Origin of the sequence: Hyalangium minutum (genome assembly GCF_000737315.1) — a bacterium.
GTDB classification, from domain to species: Bacteria; Myxococcota; Myxococcia; order Myxococcales; family Myxococcaceae; genus Hyalangium; species Hyalangium minutum.
The window spans coordinates 320,868-336,270 of the sequence record NZ_JMCB01000013.1 but is presented as its reverse complement, the minus strand read 5'-3'; the positions used below and the strand labels follow the sequence as shown (position 1 = coordinate 336,270).

Genomic DNA, 15,403 nt, shown 5'->3' with positions numbered 1-15,403 from the left:
GCCCCTCGGCAGTCGCATGTTGTCGCCTCCCGCCACCCTCAGGAGCGCCCACATGAAGCTCTACTCTGCCCCTCGAACCCGAGCGATCCGTGCCCGATGGCTGCTGGAGGAACTCGAAGTGCCCTACGAGCTGGTCAGGCTCGATCTCGCTCGACAGGAGAACACCACCCCCGAGTACCTGGCGGTTCATCCGCTGGGCGAAGTCCCCGCCCTGGTGGATGGGCAAGTCACGCTGCTGGAGTCCCTGGCCATCTGCCTCTATCTGGCCGACCGGTTCCCGGAGAAGCACTTGGCGCCGCCGACGAGCTCTCCGGAGCGCGGCCCTTATTACCACTGGATGGTCTTCGCCGAGATGAGCCTCGATCCCGCGGTGATGGTGTTCTACAAGCACGCGCAGTTGCCCGAGGAGCAGAAGGCCCGCGCGCACGCGAATGAAGAGCTCGCGAAGCACAGGACGCGCCTCACGGCCGTGCTCGACGTCATCAACGGGGGCCTCGACGGCCGTGAGTTCCTCGTGGGAGGGGCATTCACCGCCGCCGATGTGGTGATGGCGTCCATCCTCCACCTGGCAAACACGCTGAAGCTGCTCGACGGGCATCCGCAGCTGGTGGAATACGTCAAGCGGCATACGCAACGTTCGGCTGTGCGGAAGGCCGTCTCGGGGTGAAGCGCGCTCGACAGTCCAGAGCCAACGCAATCCGCCAACGAACGTTCCTCCGGCGAATCGGGCGGACGCACAGCCTTTCCCGGCTACAGTTCCGAGAAGGAGGCGCTCATGCTCCAGCCCGCCCTTTTTCTTTCGCTGTCGTTCGTGCTCCTGTTCGCGTCGGGGTGGGCCGGCTCGTTGCTGCGTGAACGAAAGCAAGACTTCATTCCCGCGAGGCACAAGGAGCACTTCAACTCCCTGGAGACCTCCGTGCTCGGCATGCTGGCGCTGCTGCTCGGCTTCACCTTCTCCATGGCGGTATCGCGGCACGATGGCAGGCGGAAGCTCGTCGTGGACGAGGCCAATGCCATTGGCACCACGTGGCTGCGAACATCGATTCTGCCAGAGCCGCAACGGGCGGGGACGCGGACGCTGCTTCGACGCTATGTGGATGTCCGCATGCGCTTTGGCTCTTCGAGCCCGGGGCAGCCTGAGTATGGCGAGGTGTTGCAGCAGACCGCCGCGCTGCAGCAGGAATTGTGGCAGAGCGCGACCGAAGCCATGGATTCGAGGAGAGACGCGCTGATGGCGAGCTACATCGCCTCGCTGAACGAGGCGATCGACGTGAGCGAGGAACGCACGGCGGCCTTGGAGAACCGCATCCCTCATGAGGCGTGGGGGATGCTGGGCTTCTTCTCGCTCGCCGCGACGTTCATCGTGGGACTGGCCATGCCTTCACGGTCCACACAGATGCTGCTCATTCTCCCAGCGGTCATCAGCTGCGCGCTGACCCTGGTCCTGGACCTGGATGCGCCCCGCCGTGGCCTGATTCGTGTGGACCAGAGCAGCATGCAACGCATCCAGCACACGCTCCAAGGCCCCTGACCCTGCCCAGGCCACCGGCTGGCGGGAATAAGGCTGCAGGGCGACTGCGGATTCCGCAGGAAGAAGTGCGGATTCCGCAGCGGTGCAGCAGTCCCGCCCGGAGCGTCCGCGTTCCATTGGAACGCAGCGGCGTTCCGGCCCAACGCAGTTCCTCCGCTTTACGCGTGTCCCCTGCCCTCGTCCCAGAGCGAGCCGCCAGATGCCCGACCTGCCCGGGCAGCACAGGCGTGCTCGAGGCCATGCTCGGCGAAGGCAAGCCGCTCACCTTGTACGGAGCAATCCGCCTCCCCAAGGAGACCGACCGGACGCTGCCGCTCTCCTTGTGGCAGCGCCCGTGGGAACGCCAGGACGCGCCCGGCATCCACCTGCGCGCGCCGCTCGGCATCGACTTCAACGCGGGGGGACAGCTGCTCTTCACCCAGGCGGCGCTGCGCATCTACAGCCCTCCGTCCACGGATTGGCAGGCGCAGAACGGCACGTTCACGCCGATGAACGGCTATGTGGGCCGGCTGTCCATCCCCAGCGCGAACATCGAGGTCGATCTGTCGGCGGACCTCGAGTGGGGCGTCCCGCGCGCGTTCCTCTACGCCCGGTGCGAGGGCGTGACGCTGGGCAAGCTCACCCAGCTCGCGGACCTCGCGGGTACCAGCGCGATCTCGTCGGTGCTGCCCGAGCCGCTGCGCGCCGCCGCCGACGCGCTCGACCGGCTTGAGTTGATGGATGTGTCGCTCAACCTCCGCATGAAGAACCTGACGCCCACCGTCGAGGGGCTCACCTTTACCGTCGGCATGCCGGGCCTCGTGTGGAAGGTCTGGGAAGACCAGATCGTGGTCCGCAATATCGCCTGCCGCTTCGAGGTTCGTGGCACGGCGCCGCAGTCGTCGCTCGCTGTCACGCTCATGGGCACGATCGAGATCGAAGGCGTCCCCATCTCGGTGATGGCACGCAGCGCCGGTGGCTTCTCGCTGTACGCGAAGCTGGAGGGGGAGCAGACGATCCCGCTCGAGAAGCTCATGAAGACGTACGCGCCGGGCGTGCCACCGCCGAGCGACCTCACCGTCAAGACGCTCACACCAGCAAGGTCTTCAAGGACGTCTACGGCAAGAGAGAGAAGGAGGCCAAGGAGCTGGCCAACAGCGTGCGCAAGGGCGTGAGCCAGGACACCAAGACCGTGGAGAGGACGGCCAAGAGCGTCACCAAGAGCACCACCAAGGCCATCAAGAAGATGAAGTTCTGGTGAGCGGGGACTGGGGCGCCGGGGCACCGCCTCCGGCGCTCCATCCAGGGCGTTAGTTGCCTCCTCGCAGGCCCATGGTAGGTGTCATGACCCCAGATTTCGCAGATGCCCGTTGCCTCTGGGGAGGGGATACATCATGGGAATCGTCAGGGACGGCAAACGCAAGCGCACACCCCCCGGGTCCAAACGCAAACGGCTCATCGGGCACAAACGCAAACTGGCCCGCTGGCTCCCACACAAAGCCCCCCCCTTCTTCAAATTCAAACCCGACCCCGGGAGTAGGGCTGAATGGCTGAAAAAGCTTCGCCCCCCCGCCAGCCTCACCCAGAGGGGCCAGGCGACTGCGCTCGGCATCTCGGTGGTCAAAGAGAAGTTGAGGGTCCTCAACGCAGACCTGGCGGATCAACTGCTCGCGCAATCCCCTCCCTTCGGGTTTGGCACCCTGTCGGCTCCTCTGAACCGGGACGCCGAGCTGCGGGATTGCCTGTACGAACTGCGAGAGATGATCACCACGCTGCAATTTCATCTAGGCCTTGACGACAAAGCGAAGCTGCCCAACTTCAGGCCAACGTTCGTCCAGCCGGAGCCCTCTGACAAGGATGAGCAAGACGAAGATGAGCAAGACGAAGATGAGTACTATGATCTGCTGGGCAAGGACAACGAAGTGGTCGGCACGATCGCGCTCGTCGGCCTCGTCAATCGGTTCTCCAGCGGCGTTTTCAGCGACCATCATGGGCTGATTCTCAACGCGCAGATAGAGGGCCTCCCTGACCTCAACATCTACTATCACTCTCTTGATGCCACGCATAACTTCTCGGGCGGGACCGTCATTCGATCAAACGGAGGCATGCTGCCCTTTACGAGCCCGAACAGCCACGACACTTCCCTGCGAGGTGCGGTGGGTTTTTCACAACAACTGTTCAAGCTGATGCTCACACACGATATCAACGTCATTATCCTCGCCGAGGTCGGTCAGGAAGGAGCCAAAGAACTGCTCAAGGGGAGTAAGGCCTTCACCTGGCCACTCCTGAGCAAGAAGGGCACACAGGCGTCCAATTCCATCACCATGGCCTACCTTCCTTCTCTCAGCCCAGACTATTCATTCTCGGTTGAATCCCCCTCGATAGGCAACGCCGCGCAGATTGTCTTTGGGAAAGGCACCGATTCGGAGGGCAAGCTGTTGGGTTGCCACATCTTGAACAGCATGGCCGATAACTCAAAGGTAGGCACATTCATGAAGAAGAGCGCTGTTTCAGCGGTCTTCGGCGATACCAACATCTCGACCAAGGGAAGCAGCCTCTCCAGCGGATTCAAGACGATCGAGAGCAATACCAGTACAACGGACTCCCTGACGTTTGACTTTTCGAACAGCGCCAGTGACAAGATGTTCGACAAGTTGCTTGTTCGCGTCAAAAAGTGAGCTCTCACCCGGCCCCGCTCCTTCCGCTGATGAGGATCAGCCATGTCTCGTTTTGTGCTGTGTCTTTCCCTGCTCGCGGCAACCGCCGGATTCGCCCAGAGCGCTGAGCCCCCGCCCCTCGTTCCCGCTGAAGAGTCCACTGCGCAGCCAGCGCCTCGGGGCGAGGTGTTTCCCCGCGAGCACCGGGAGGGCACGGAGTATGCCGTCCGCTTTGCCGGCCGGCTCATTCTCCAGCCTCCCGCTGGCATCTTGGCCGGCAGCCTGGTGGGTCTTGGGGGTGTCTTCCCCGCCTTCATCATCGGCGTGATGGCGTGTGAAAGCCGCCCAACAAACGCGAGCCGCTCATCGTGTCTCGACACCGCCCTCTACACAGGCTTCGGTGTGGGCGCATCTTTGGGGGCCGGGCTCGGCGTGCTCGGCATGGGGTATCTCCTCAAAGGCGAGGCCCGGACAGGGGCCGTGATGGCGGGGGCGCTTGCGGGCTCCGCCCTGGCAACAGCCCTCTTGATCACCTCGGACCGCAGAGATACCAAGGACCACCTGATGCTCCTGGTGCTCGCACCCACGGCCGGAGCCACGTTGCTCTACGCGCTCTCGGATGCCTTCTTTCCGGAGCTCTCACGCGCCGTCGCTCCCGGCCGCGGCGACACGCCCCAAAGCGACGAGGACGAGTACGTCCGCGTCCTGCCCATGCTGACCCCCACCCTCTCGGGAGGAATCGTGGGAGGGCTCATCGGCCGGTTCTGAACCGAATACTGTCTCCGCGTCCGACAGCACTGTTCAAGAACCCACACTGATCGGCGCGTGGCTGTCTGCCTTCGAAGCAACGCGTTAGGCCTCTCCTGTATCCAATGGGGGGAGGTCCACTCTGATGCAAGCCAGCTCTCCCGGGCTCGCGGGGCACACGTATCCGGATCCACGCGAAGCCCCCATGCCTCTTTCCTCCCGTTCCGCCTGGCTCGAGCGGCTCGACGCCCTCCTGCTGCCGCGGGACCCTCACGAGCTGGCCCCCGAGGACCTGGGCCGCTTCCGCTCCACCTCCATCGCCTCGGTCGTCCTGCTGCTGGTGAACCTGCTCCTCCTCGCGACGCTCCCGGAGGAGCTCGACCCCGCGCTGCGCGAGCCCCTGCTGCTCATCTCCCGCTGCACCGCGGTGCTCCACGCCTCTACCCTGCTGCTCATGCGCGGCGCGCGCTCCCCCCGGCTCCCCGCCCTGCTCCTGTGCTCCACCCTGGCCGTGGGCTACATCGCCGCCAACCTCGCCCTCGGCAACCCGTATGGGGCCTCTCACGTGGCCAGCCCCTGCATCACCCTGCTGGCCTTCTTCCTGCTCGGGGCGCGGGGCGGCCTGGGCTTCGCCACCCTCATGGTGCTGTACGCGGTGGCGATCCAGCCCTGGGTCCTGGGCCCCGTCAGCCGGCTGGCCCTCCCCGGCGCCGGAAACCTCCCCCTCCTGGGAGACATCTTCGCTGCCCTCTGCATCATGGGCGTGTGGACGCTGAGCTGGCTCCACAGCCGGGCCCGCGACTCGGCACAGCAGGCCCTCCACCAGTCCCTCAAGAGCCTCCATGAGAGCGAGCGCAAGCTGTCCAGCCTCGTGGAGAGCACCGAGGACATCGTCTGCTCGCTCGACGCCGAGGGGCGCCTGCTGACCGCCAACGCGGCCATGCGCAAGTCGTACTCGCTGCTCTTCGGCCTGGAGCCCCTGCTGGGCCAGCCGCTCGCCCAGCCCCCCTTCCTCGAGCGCCACCCCGAGTGGCCCGAGAACTTCCGCCGCGCGCTCCGCGGCGAGCCCGTGCGCGTCGAGATCGTCTACCCGCGCGGCAAGGAGCAGCTCGCGCTGGACTTTTCCCTCACCTCCATCACGGATGACGATGGGAAGCCCGCGGGGGTGACCGTCTTCGGCCGCGACGTCACCGCGCGGCGGCAGGCCGAGGCCCGGCTCGGCGAGCTGCACCGCACCCTGCTGGAGACCACCCGCAAGGCCGGCAGGGCGGAGATCGCCACTGGGGTGCTCCACAATGTGGGCAACACCCTCAACAGCGTCAACGTCTCCGCCGCGCTCGTGGCCGAGAAGCTCCATGGCTCGCGGGTTCAGGGCCTGGTGCGCGCCACGGAGCTGATGAAGGAGCACACCCCGGACCTGGGGGACTTTCTGACACGTGACGAGAGGGGGCGCCTGCTGCCAGAGTATCTCCAGTCCGTCTCGCGGCAGATCGCCGAGGAACACGCAACAATGAGGGTGGAGCTGCAGTCCCTGACGAAGAACGTGGACCACATCCGGTCCGTCGTGGCCATGCAGCAGGAGCATGCCCGCTTCGTCGGAGCGGTGGAGGAAGTGACGCTGCCCCAGCTGCTGGATGATGCCCTCCGCCTGCACGCCACTTCCTTGGATCGGCTGGGCATCCAGGTCCGCCGGGAGTACACCCCCGTGCCGCCTCTCCGGGTGGATCGGCACAAGCTGCTGCAGATCCTCGTCAACCTGCTGAGCAACGCGCGCCACGCGCTGGTCGAGGGCCCGAGCCCGGACAAGCAGCTCACCCTGCGCATCTCCTCCCAGCCTCAGGCGCGGCTCCGCATCGACGTGGCCGACACCGGCGTGGGCATTGCGTCCGAGAATCTTCCGCTCCTCTTCGGACTCGGCTTCACGACGAAGAAGGACGGCCACGGGTTCGGGCTGCACGCCAGCGCGATCGCGGCCCGCGAGCTGGGGGGAAGCCTCACCTGCACCAGCCCCGGCCCGGGCCAGGGTGCCACCTTCACCATCGATCTTCCTCTTAGCCCCGAGCACGACCGCGCATGAGCATCTCCGCGTCGCCCCGCCGTCGCATCCTCATCATCGACGACAACCCCTCCATCCATCAGGACTTCAAGAAGATCCTCTCCGCCACCGAGGGCACCACTTCGCTGGACACCCTGGAGACGGCCATCTTCGGCTCGCCCCAGTCCCGCTCCGGCGGCGCCTACGCCTTCGAGGTGGACTCGGCCTCCCAGGGTGAGGAGGGCGTGCAGTTCGTCCAGGAGGCCGCCAGGGATGGGCGGCCCTACGCCCTGGCCTTCGTGGACATCCGCATGCCGCCCGGCATCGACGGCGTGGAGACCACCTCGCGGCTCTGGAAGGCGGACGAGGATCTTCAGGTGGTGCTGTGCTCCGCCTATGCGGACTACTCGTGGGAGGAGGTGGCGCAGAAGCTGGGCATCAACCAGCGCCTGCTCATCCTCCGCAAGCCCTTCGACAACATCGAGGTGCGCCAGATGGCGCACGCGCTGGCGCAGAAGTGGGATTTGTCCCGCCAGAGCCGACGCCGCGAGGAGGAGCTGGCCCAGGCGGTGGCGGCCCGCACGAAGGAGCTGGAGGCCACCCACGCCCGGCTGCGCCAGGAGCTGGAGGATCGCGCGAAGCTGGAGGCCAAGCTGGCGCTGTCCCAGCGGCGCGAGGCCCTGGGGCGGCTCGCCTCGGGCATGGCCAACGAGATCAGCAGCCCGCTGGGCTTCGTGAGCACCAACCTCAACCACCTGCGCTTGGCACTGGAGAAGCGCCCCCAGGGCGCTCCGCTGGAGGAGCCCGCGGATCTCCTGGATGCCTGCAAGGACGCCATCGAAGGAACGGATCGGCTCAAGCGCATCGTCCAGGACGTCAAGCTGTTCGCCCGTGTGGGCCCGCAGCCGGGCGTACCGGTGAACCCGCGCAAGTCGCTGAACGAGGCGCTGGACAAGGCCGTCCCCGCCCTGGGCTCGCGCATCCAGCGGATGCTGGAGCTGCAGGACGTGCCGCAGGTGCTGGCCAGCGAGGAGGGGCTGGCGTACGTCTTCCTGAACCTGATCGTCAACGCCGCCCAGGCCCTGCCGCAGAGCCACCCCGAGCCCAGGGTGCGGGTGAGCCTGAGCGAGAAGGGCTCGGACGTGCTCATCGAGATCCAGGACAACGGCAGCGGCATCGAGGCCGAGCACCTGGAGCACATCTTCGAGCCCTTCTACACGACGAAGCCGGGCGGCTCGGGGCTGGGGCTCTCCATCTGCCACAGCGTCATCACCGGGTTCGGCGGAGACATCTCCGTGGACAGCACGCCGGGCAAGGGCACCACCTTCCGCGTCCGGCTGCCGAAGGCCCCTTGAGGGACGCACCTCCTCACCCCCACCGAGCGCCATGCCCGTCCTGTCCCAGATCTTCATCCACCCCATCAAGTCCACCCGCGCCCTGCCGCTGACGCAGGCCCGGGTGGAGCCCATGGGGTTGGAGCACGATCGCCGCTGGATGCTGATCCGCCCCGACGGCTCCTTCATCACCGGGCGTGAGTCTCCCTCGCTGGTGCGCGTGAGCGCCGTCCCCACCGAGGGCGGGCTGCAGCTGGCCGCTCCGGGAGTGCCCGAGCTGCGAGTGCAGGCACCTCCCGCGGACGCGCCCCGGCAGGAGGTGACCATCTGGAGCGATCGCTGCTCGGCGGCCCGGGTGGGCGAGGCCGCGGACCGCTGGTTCAGCCAGTACCTTGGCGAGCCCGTGGCCCTGGTCTACGTGGACGCACGGATGGAACGCCCGGTGGATCCGAAGTACGCCGGCCCCGAGGATCGGGTGGGCTTCCCGGATGGATTCCCGCTGCTGCTGCTGTCTCGTGCCTCGCTGGAGGCCCTGAACGCGCGCCTGCCCCAGCCCGTCACGGTGGAGCACTTCCGCCCCAACCTCGTGGTGGAGGACTGCGAGCCCTTCGCCGAGGATGGCTGGAAGCGCCTGCGCGTGGGCAGTGTCGAGCTGGAGGTGGTCAAGCCCTGCGCCCGCTGCGTCTTCACCACGGTGGATCCGCAGACGGGCGAGAAAGCCAAGAACGGAGAGCCGCTGCGCACGCTCACGGAGTTCCGCCGCATGAACGGCAAGGTGATGTTCGGCCAGAACGTCCTGGTGCGCCGCCCGGGGATGATCCGGGTGGGCGATCCCATCACGTGGTGACGTAGAAGCGGTAGAGCACCTCGGCGTTGCCCTTGGAGAAGCCCTTGAGGACCTCGTGCCCGAGGTTCTTGGCGCCCAGCATCTTCAGCCCGCCCGCGGCGAAGCCCATGACGGACAGCTCGAAGTAGATGTGGGGACGAGGCACGCCCACCAGGTGCAGCTCCGAGGCGTTGGCCTCGGCCTTCACCTTCAGCTCGCCCTCGGTGAAGTATCCCTTCCAGATGCCGGGCGTGAAGAGGAGGAAGCGCCGGAAGTCTCCCGCGGCGAAGAGCGTCTTGAGCTGCCCCTGCCCCAGCGCGTACTCCGCGGAACGGGCGCCAAACTCCCAGAACACCTGCGTCTCGCCGCCATAGAGGCGATCAATCAAGGCCTCATTGAAGCGCAGGAAGGCCTCCACCGGCAGGCGCGACACCGGCATCACTGTCTGGGCAAAGAGGGGCTCGCGCTGAGCGAACTCCTGGATGAACTGCTTCCACGCCGCCTGTCCCCGGTCCTGAATCACCATCATCTGCCGCGCCAGGAAGGCGACGCCTTTGACTTCCATTGAGGAATCTCCACGGCCCGCACCGAGCCAGAGGGCGCCCGGTGGCCCCATTCTGCTTCTCCGCACTTGGAAATGTACATGCCCCACGGGGTCGCGAAGCCAGTACGCTGGCCCCATGCACCTGCCGCTGCTGTTGGGCCTGACCGCGATGATCACCTCCAGCACCCCGCCTCCCCCGGACTTCAACGCCGAGGCCGCGACGCGCTTCGCTGACCTGGCGCTGGCCTGCGTCCACCAGGAGTACCCCAACAAGATCGCCCACGTGCTGAGCGGCGACAAGGATGCCCGTCCTCCTCGCGAGCTCACCCCAGCCTTCTACGGCTGCTACGACTGGCACTCGGCCGTTCACGGCCATTGGCTGCTGGCCCGGTTGGCGCGGACCTTCCCCGACGCGCCCTTCACCCCGCGCGCCCGGGCGGCGCTGGCCCGGAGCCTCACCCCCGCCAACATCACCGCCGAGGTGGCCTACCTGAACGGCCCTGGACGCGTCTCCTTCGAGCGACCCTACGGGCTGGCCTGGCTGCTCCAGCTCTCGGCGGAGCTGCGCGAGTGGGACGATCCCCAGGCCAAGGAATGGGCCGCCACGCTGCAGCCGCTCGAGCAGGCCTCGGCGCAGCGGATCCGGGACTGGGTCCCCAAGCTCACACGCCCCATCCGAGTCGGCGAGCATGATCAGACGGCCTTCGCCTTCGGCCTCATCCTTGACTGGGCGCGGCAGACGAAGGACAGCGCCATGGAGCAGCTCCTCACGGAGCGCTCTCAGGCCTTCTACGGCAAGGACCGCCGGGGCCCGCTGTCGTACGAGCCCTCCGGGCATGACTTCCTCTCGCCGTGCCTGGCCGAGGCGGATTTGATGCGGCGCGTCTTACCGCCCGCGCGCTTCGCCGCGTGGCTGCGAGACTTCCTGCCGGAGCTGCCCTCGAATGGCTCGGCTGCGTGGCTGGAGCCGGCCGTCGTGTCGGATCCGGGTGATCCGAAGCTGGCGCACCTGGACGGGCTGAACCTGAGCCGGGCGTGGATGCTGGAGGGAATCGCCTCGGCCCTGCCCTCCTCCGACAAGCGCTTGGGGGCACTGCGCACGACAGCCAAGACCCACCGGGAGGCTGGGCTCCGCGCTGTTACCGGAGCCCACTATGAAGGGGGACACTGGCTGGGTAGCTTTGCCGTCTACCTCACTACGGGCCGGGGTTTGCCACACAAACCCTGATCGTGCGGATATGGGAGCGGTTCTCCCACGCCGGGTGTCTCACCCCGAGAGGGGCTCATGATCTACGAGGTAACGGGAGACATCCTCCTGTCCAGAACGCAGGCCGTCGCGCATGGCATCGCGCCAGGGGATCTTTTTGATCACGGGCTGGCGCTGTCGCTGCGCAAGCGCTGGCCCGCCCTGCTGCGGGACTTCCTGACCTACTCGCACGCGCACCACCCCAGCCCGGGTCAGGCCTGGGCGTGGGACCCTGGCACGGGGCAGCGCGTCATCACGCTGATCACACAGGAGGCGGTGCCGGGAGAGAAGGGCAAGGCGGGCCCGGCACGGTTGGAGAACGTCAACCACGCGTTGCGCGAGCTGTGCCGCATCGTCCGGGACCAGCACCTCACCAGCGTGGCCCTGCCCCGCCTGGCCACGGGCACGGGAGGCCTGGACTGGAAAGAGGTGATGTCCCTCATCTACGCCCAGTTGGGGATGCTGGACGTTCCCATCATCGTCTACAGCACCTACTACCCGGACCTGCAGGCGCTGGAGCCCCTCTCGCCCCGAGGCTGGGCGAAGCGCCTGCGCCCCGGCATGAACTGACGGAAGTCCCTCGCCGCGCCGCTACCGCTTGAAGCGGGCCAGCGAGAACCGGGACAAGTCCCAGGGAACGGGCCGCTCCGCCGCCATCCAGGCCGCGATGCGCCCGAGCAGCACGGTGAACTTGAACCCGTGGCCGCTCAGCCCGCCCACCAGCGTGACGCGGGGCTCGCCGGGCAGGTGATCCACCACGAAGTCCTTGTCCGGCGTCATCGTGTAGAGGCAGACCTTCTCGAAGGCCACATGCGGCGAGAGCCCGGGCAGGTGCTGAGCGCGGTAGCGGCGCAGCGGCTCGCGGTCCGCCTCGTGGAGCTCGCGGTCCACCCGATCTGGATCCGTGGGCGTGCCCGTCTGGTGCCACGCCACCTTCACCCCGGCCGCCTGGCCATCGTGCGGAAAGCCGTAGAAGTCCGTCGCAAAGTCGATCCACACCGGGAAGCGCTCCACGCCGAACTCCGCCCCCGGCACCTCCGGCTCGAAGTGGCAGTAGGTCTGCCGCGTCACCGTGAAGGGCAGCGGGACGAACTGCTCCAGCAGCCGCGCTGTCCACGGACCCGCAGCGACGATCACCCGATCCACCTCCAGCGGCTCACCGCCCGCCAGCGCAAGCCGGACTCCGCTGGGACGAGGCTCCAGCCCCTCGACGGTGGTCTTCACGAGCAACCGGGCGCCCCTCTCAGCCGCCAGACGCAGGTTGGCGCGCACGCACGCAGAGGCCCGGAGAAAGCCCGCCTCCCGCTCGAAGACGCCGGACTCTCCCTCGAGCAACCGGAGCCTCGGGAACCGCCGGGCGCAGGCCGCCGGATCCAGATCCTCGAAGGGCACGCCGTTCTCCTTCAGCGCACGCCGGATCGCGGCCAGCTCCGGGTGCGCCGTGGGTCCGAAGAACAGCCCACCGCAGCGCGTGAAGAGGGACTCGCCCGCCTCGCGCTCCAGCTCATCCCAGAGCGGGTAGGCCTGCCCCATCAGCGCCGTATAGAAGCCGTCCGTGTAGGTCTTCCGGATGATGCGCGAGGTGCCGTACGAGCTGCCCCGGTCATGGTCGGGCTCGAACTGCTCGACCACGGTGACGTCGTGCCCCTCTCGGGCCAGGAATCTCGCCGCCGCGCTCCCCACGCCTCCCGCTCCCAGCACTGCGATGCGTGCCATGTGCCACCTCGGCTCCGCCGGTTGACCGGCTCAACACTTCGTGCGCTGAAAGCACCATAGACCGCTTGCCAGTGGGCAATCCGCTGCCCATGTTGGGGGCCACTTTCCACCGGAGCGCGGGAACGGTGTCTCGCGACGACACGCTGCAAGGCCTGAGATTGGGGGTTCGCGGTCTGGGCCTCTCCATCTCCCAGCAGCTCATCAGTGCGCTGGGCGGCACCATCCGCGTGGAGAGCCAACCGAGCCAAGGCGCCACGTTCTCCGTCGAGCTGCCTCGGGTGCGGTGAGGCCTGCCTTCCTGCCTGCTGCCCGGCCTGCCTTGCAAGAGGCGCTCCTTCATCCCTGCACGCCGTGCGAGGAATCACCACTCTCCCTGACATCCGGGCCGCGCGGAATGCAGCGCCGCCCCTGATGAGAGGAGAGCCGTTCCATGGATGCCATTGCGCTCCTGAAGGCGGATCACAAGACGGTGGAGGCGCTGTTCCGTAGGTTCGAGCAGGCAGGCCGCAACGCGAGGAAGCTCAAGCGCAAGCTGGTGGATCAGATCGTGCGCGAGCTGGCGATCCACGCGGTCATTGAAGAGCAGGTCTTCTACCCCGCGGTGCGGAGCAAGGCGGCGGACCTCGAGGACACGGTGCTCGAGGCGCTCGAGGAGCACCACGTGGTGAAGTGGCTGCTGAAAGAGCTGGAGCACCTGCCGCCCGAGGCCGAGCGCTTCGACGCCAAGGTGACGGTGCTGATCGAGAACGTCCGCACCCACATCGCGGTGGAGGAGCAGGTGCTCTTCCCCGAGCTGCGCAAGGTCTTCGAGCCGAGCGAGCTCCGGGAGATGGCACAGATGCTGGCGCTGGCGAAGAAGGCCGCGCCGACCCGGCCGCACCCACGCGCTCCGGACAGCCCGCCGGGCAACCTGGCCGCGGGGGCCGTCTCGTCGGTGCTCGACATGGGCAAGGACGCGCTCCAGGCGGCGCGGCGCACGGTGGAGGGGCTCATCCCCGGCACCGAGGCCTCCGCCAACAAGCGCCGCCGCAAGAAGGCCGCGCGGGGCGCCGCCCGGCCCCAGGTGGGCGAGGGCGCTGAGAGCGGGATGCTCCACTGAGGTGAGCACGGGGGAACTACAGCTCCCCCACCTTCACCTTGGCGAGGATGGCGGCGGCCGCGTCCTTCCCGGACAGGGCGCCGCCCTCCATGAAGCCCTGCCACCCATAGAACGAGTTGGCGTGCTCGCCGGCGAAGAAGAGGTTGCCCACGGGCTTGCCCTCGTTGCCGCAGATCGAGGTGAACTGCCCAGGCCGGTAGGCCGTGTAGCTGCCCCGCGTGTTCGGGTTGGACGGCCAGTGCTCCAGGTGCGCCAGGGCCTTGCCGCTCGCGTCCCGCGTGAGCCGCTGCGCCGCGCCCGGGTAGAGCCGGCCCAGGTCTGCCACGAAGCGATCCACCTCGCGCGGCACGTTGCGCGGATCCAGGTTGGCCCCGCGCGCGGCGCTCGAGTAGTCCGTGAGCACGGCGCTCTGGGCGGTGGCGTGCGAGGGGTTCGTCTCCCACGTGGCTTGGTGGTTCGGCAGGTCCGAGTACGAGGCGCCGTTGCCCCTGCCTCCGCCCAGAACGGGCCGTTGAAGCCCACCATCATCTTCGCGTTCGTGCCGTAGCCCATCTGATTGATGGCCAGTGTCTTCCACGCCGGCAGCGCCAGCGACACATCCAGCGCCACGGTGCGCAGCACGGTGAAGGGGATGGCGAACACCACCGCGTCATAGGTGGCGGCGATGGAGGTGGAGCCGCGCCGGAACGAGAGCTCCACGGCCCCGGCCGCCGTCTTGCGCGCGGACTCAAGCCGCTCGCCGTAGCGGATCTGCCCGGGCAGCCGCGCCGCGAGTCCCTGGGGGATCTGTTGGTTGCCGCCCACCAGGTGGTACCGCTCGTCGCTCACGCCAAAGGGCTCGAAGCGCGAGCGCCGGTTCGCGCGGATGAAGAAGAGGAAGTTGAGGCAGCTCAGCTCGTGCGCTGCCAGCCCGTACTCGGCCTCGTACGCAGCGATGATGGCAGCCTTCGCCACGGGTCCCGCGCCCCGCGTCTCCAGGTAGGTGCGCAGGTCCATGAGATCGAACTGGCGATCCACCGAGGTGTACGTGTCCGCCGTTGGAGCGCTCGAGAGCGCTCGGAGATCCGGACGTATCGCCGACACGAAGGCCCGGTACTCGTCGACGACGGTCACCTCACCATGCAGCCGACCGCCGAAGTAGTAGAAGACCTCGCCCGGCGCTTTGGTGACGTCCTCCTTGGCGAGGCCAAACTCCTGCGCGTAGCCGAGCATCGTCTTGTGGCCGGTGTCGATGAACTCGCCACCGCGCTCTACCACTTGCCCCGGGAAGTTCACCGGGCCCGGGAACGCGCCGCCCATCGAGAAGATGCGGCCACCGGGCCGGTCGTTCGTCTCGTGGAGCGTGGCGAGGATGCCCGCGCGCTTCAGGTCATAGGCACACGCCAGACCCGCGATGCCCGCGCCGACAATTCCCACGCGCAGTTCGCCCGTCCGGCCTCCGCCCAGGGAGAGCTCTGCAGACGCCTGCTTGCCAGCGCCCGCCACGAGCCCAGCGCCCAGCACCGTGGCGCCCTTGAGCAGGGCGCGCCGGGAGACGCGCATGGCCTCCGCAGCCTCCCGGCTGGGTACCCCCTCCCGCTCTGATGCCAGGGCAATGCGGGTGGTCTGCCGGAACAGCTCGAACAGCGGGGTGCGGGCCATGTTCTTCTTCCTGGGGGTCAGAGGCAGCGGAAACCTGGAATTTCCGCA

Annotated in this window: 14 protein-coding genes and 1 pseudogene; 12 read left to right on the top strand and 3 right to left on the bottom strand. The window is 67.5% G+C overall.

Annotated elements, in window-relative coordinates:
- Nucleotides 1-52: 52 nt before the first annotated feature.
- From DB31_RS30240 to DB31_RS30205, 8 genes are all read left to right on the top strand, one after another.
- Nucleotides 53-667: a glutathione S-transferase family protein gene (locus DB31_RS30240; RefSeq protein WP_044193807.1), complete on the top strand. Its 615-nt coding sequence runs from the start codon at nucleotides 53-55 to the stop codon at nucleotides 665-667.
- 108 nt (nucleotides 668-775) lie between these two features.
- Nucleotides 776-1,531 carry a bestrophin-like domain gene (locus DB31_RS30235; protein WP_044193806.1) on the top strand — a complete coding sequence of 252 codons (756 nt, stop codon included), beginning with the start codon at nucleotides 776-778 and terminating at the stop codon, nucleotides 1,529-1,531.
- A gap of 227 nt (nucleotides 1,532-1,758) precedes the next feature.
- Nucleotides 1,759-2,685 carry a hypothetical protein gene (locus tag DB31_RS30230; RefSeq protein WP_044193804.1) on the top strand — a complete coding sequence of 309 codons (927 nt, stop codon included), beginning with the start codon at nucleotides 1,759-1,761 and terminating at the stop codon, nucleotides 2,683-2,685.
- Nucleotides 2,686-2,904: 219 nt separating this feature from the next.
- Nucleotides 2,905-4,188, top strand: coding sequence for a hypothetical protein (locus DB31_RS30225; RefSeq protein ID WP_044193802.1), 1,284 nt, complete (start codon nucleotides 2,905-2,907; stop codon nucleotides 4,186-4,188).
- 42 nt (nucleotides 4,189-4,230) lie between these two features.
- Complete coding sequence (locus tag DB31_RS30220) at nucleotides 4,231-4,935, top strand: hypothetical protein (protein WP_044193800.1); 705 nt, start codon at nucleotides 4,231-4,233, stop codon at nucleotides 4,933-4,935.
- A gap of 184 nt (nucleotides 4,936-5,119) precedes the next feature.
- Complete coding sequence (locus DB31_RS45315) at nucleotides 5,120-6,991, top strand: two-component system sensor histidine kinase NtrB (RefSeq protein ID WP_075306294.1); 1,872 nt, start codon at nucleotides 5,120-5,122, stop codon at nucleotides 6,989-6,991.
- On the top strand, nucleotides 6,988-8,304 hold the full coding sequence (locus tag DB31_RS30210) for a hybrid sensor histidine kinase/response regulator (RefSeq protein WP_044193799.1): 1,317 nt from the start codon (nucleotides 6,988-6,990) through the stop codon (nucleotides 8,302-8,304). The genes DB31_RS45315 and DB31_RS30210 overlap by 4 nt, the downstream gene beginning before the upstream one ends.
- A 31-nt stretch (nucleotides 8,305-8,335) precedes the next feature.
- A complete protein-coding gene (locus tag DB31_RS30205) occupies nucleotides 8,336-9,130 on the top strand; it encodes an MOSC domain-containing protein (protein ID WP_044193797.1) in 795 nt (264 codons plus the stop codon).
- Here DB31_RS30205 and DB31_RS30200 read toward each other — a convergent pair.
- Complete coding sequence (locus DB31_RS30200; protein ID WP_044193795.1) at nucleotides 9,120-9,674, bottom strand: hypothetical protein; 555 nt, start codon at nucleotides 9,672-9,674, stop codon at nucleotides 9,120-9,122. The genes DB31_RS30205 and DB31_RS30200 overlap by 11 nt on opposite strands.
- Nucleotides 9,675-9,789: 115 nt before the next feature.
- Here DB31_RS30200 and DB31_RS30195 point away from each other — a divergent pair, with 115 nt between their 5' ends.
- Nucleotides 9,790-10,881: a DUF2891 domain-containing protein gene (locus tag DB31_RS30195; RefSeq protein ID WP_157232238.1), complete on the top strand. Its 1,092-nt coding sequence runs from the start codon at nucleotides 9,790-9,792 to the stop codon at nucleotides 10,879-10,881.
- A gap of 57 nt (nucleotides 10,882-10,938) precedes the next feature.
- Nucleotides 10,939-11,469 carry a macro domain-containing protein gene (locus DB31_RS30190; RefSeq protein WP_044193793.1) on the top strand — a complete coding sequence of 177 codons (531 nt, stop codon included), beginning with the start codon at nucleotides 10,939-10,941 and terminating at the stop codon, nucleotides 11,467-11,469.
- A 21-nt stretch (nucleotides 11,470-11,490) separates the two neighbouring features.
- Here DB31_RS30190 and solA read toward each other — a convergent pair whose 3' ends face one another.
- Nucleotides 11,491-12,615 (bottom strand): N-methyl-L-tryptophan oxidase, encoded by a 1,125-nt coding sequence (gene solA / locus DB31_RS30185; protein WP_044193792.1) that lies wholly within the window; start codon nucleotides 12,613-12,615, stop codon nucleotides 11,491-11,493.
- A 125-nt stretch (nucleotides 12,616-12,740) separates the two neighbouring features.
- Between solA and DB31_RS30180 the strand changes: the two genes are divergently transcribed.
- Nucleotides 12,741-12,902: an ATP-binding protein gene (locus DB31_RS30180; RefSeq protein WP_338034332.1), complete on the top strand. Its 162-nt coding sequence runs from the start codon at nucleotides 12,741-12,743 to the stop codon at nucleotides 12,900-12,902.
- 143 nt (nucleotides 12,903-13,045) lie between these two features.
- Nucleotides 13,046-13,714 (top strand): hemerythrin domain-containing protein, encoded by a 669-nt coding sequence (locus DB31_RS30175; RefSeq protein ID WP_044193790.1) that lies wholly within the window; start codon nucleotides 13,046-13,048, stop codon nucleotides 13,712-13,714.
- A 16-nt stretch (nucleotides 13,715-13,730) separates the two neighbouring features.
- Here DB31_RS30175 and DB31_RS30170 read toward each other — a convergent pair.
- Nucleotides 13,731-15,256, bottom strand: a pseudogene (locus tag DB31_RS30170) (flavin monoamine oxidase family protein).
- Between the last annotated feature and the right edge of the window lie 147 nt (nucleotides 15,257-15,403).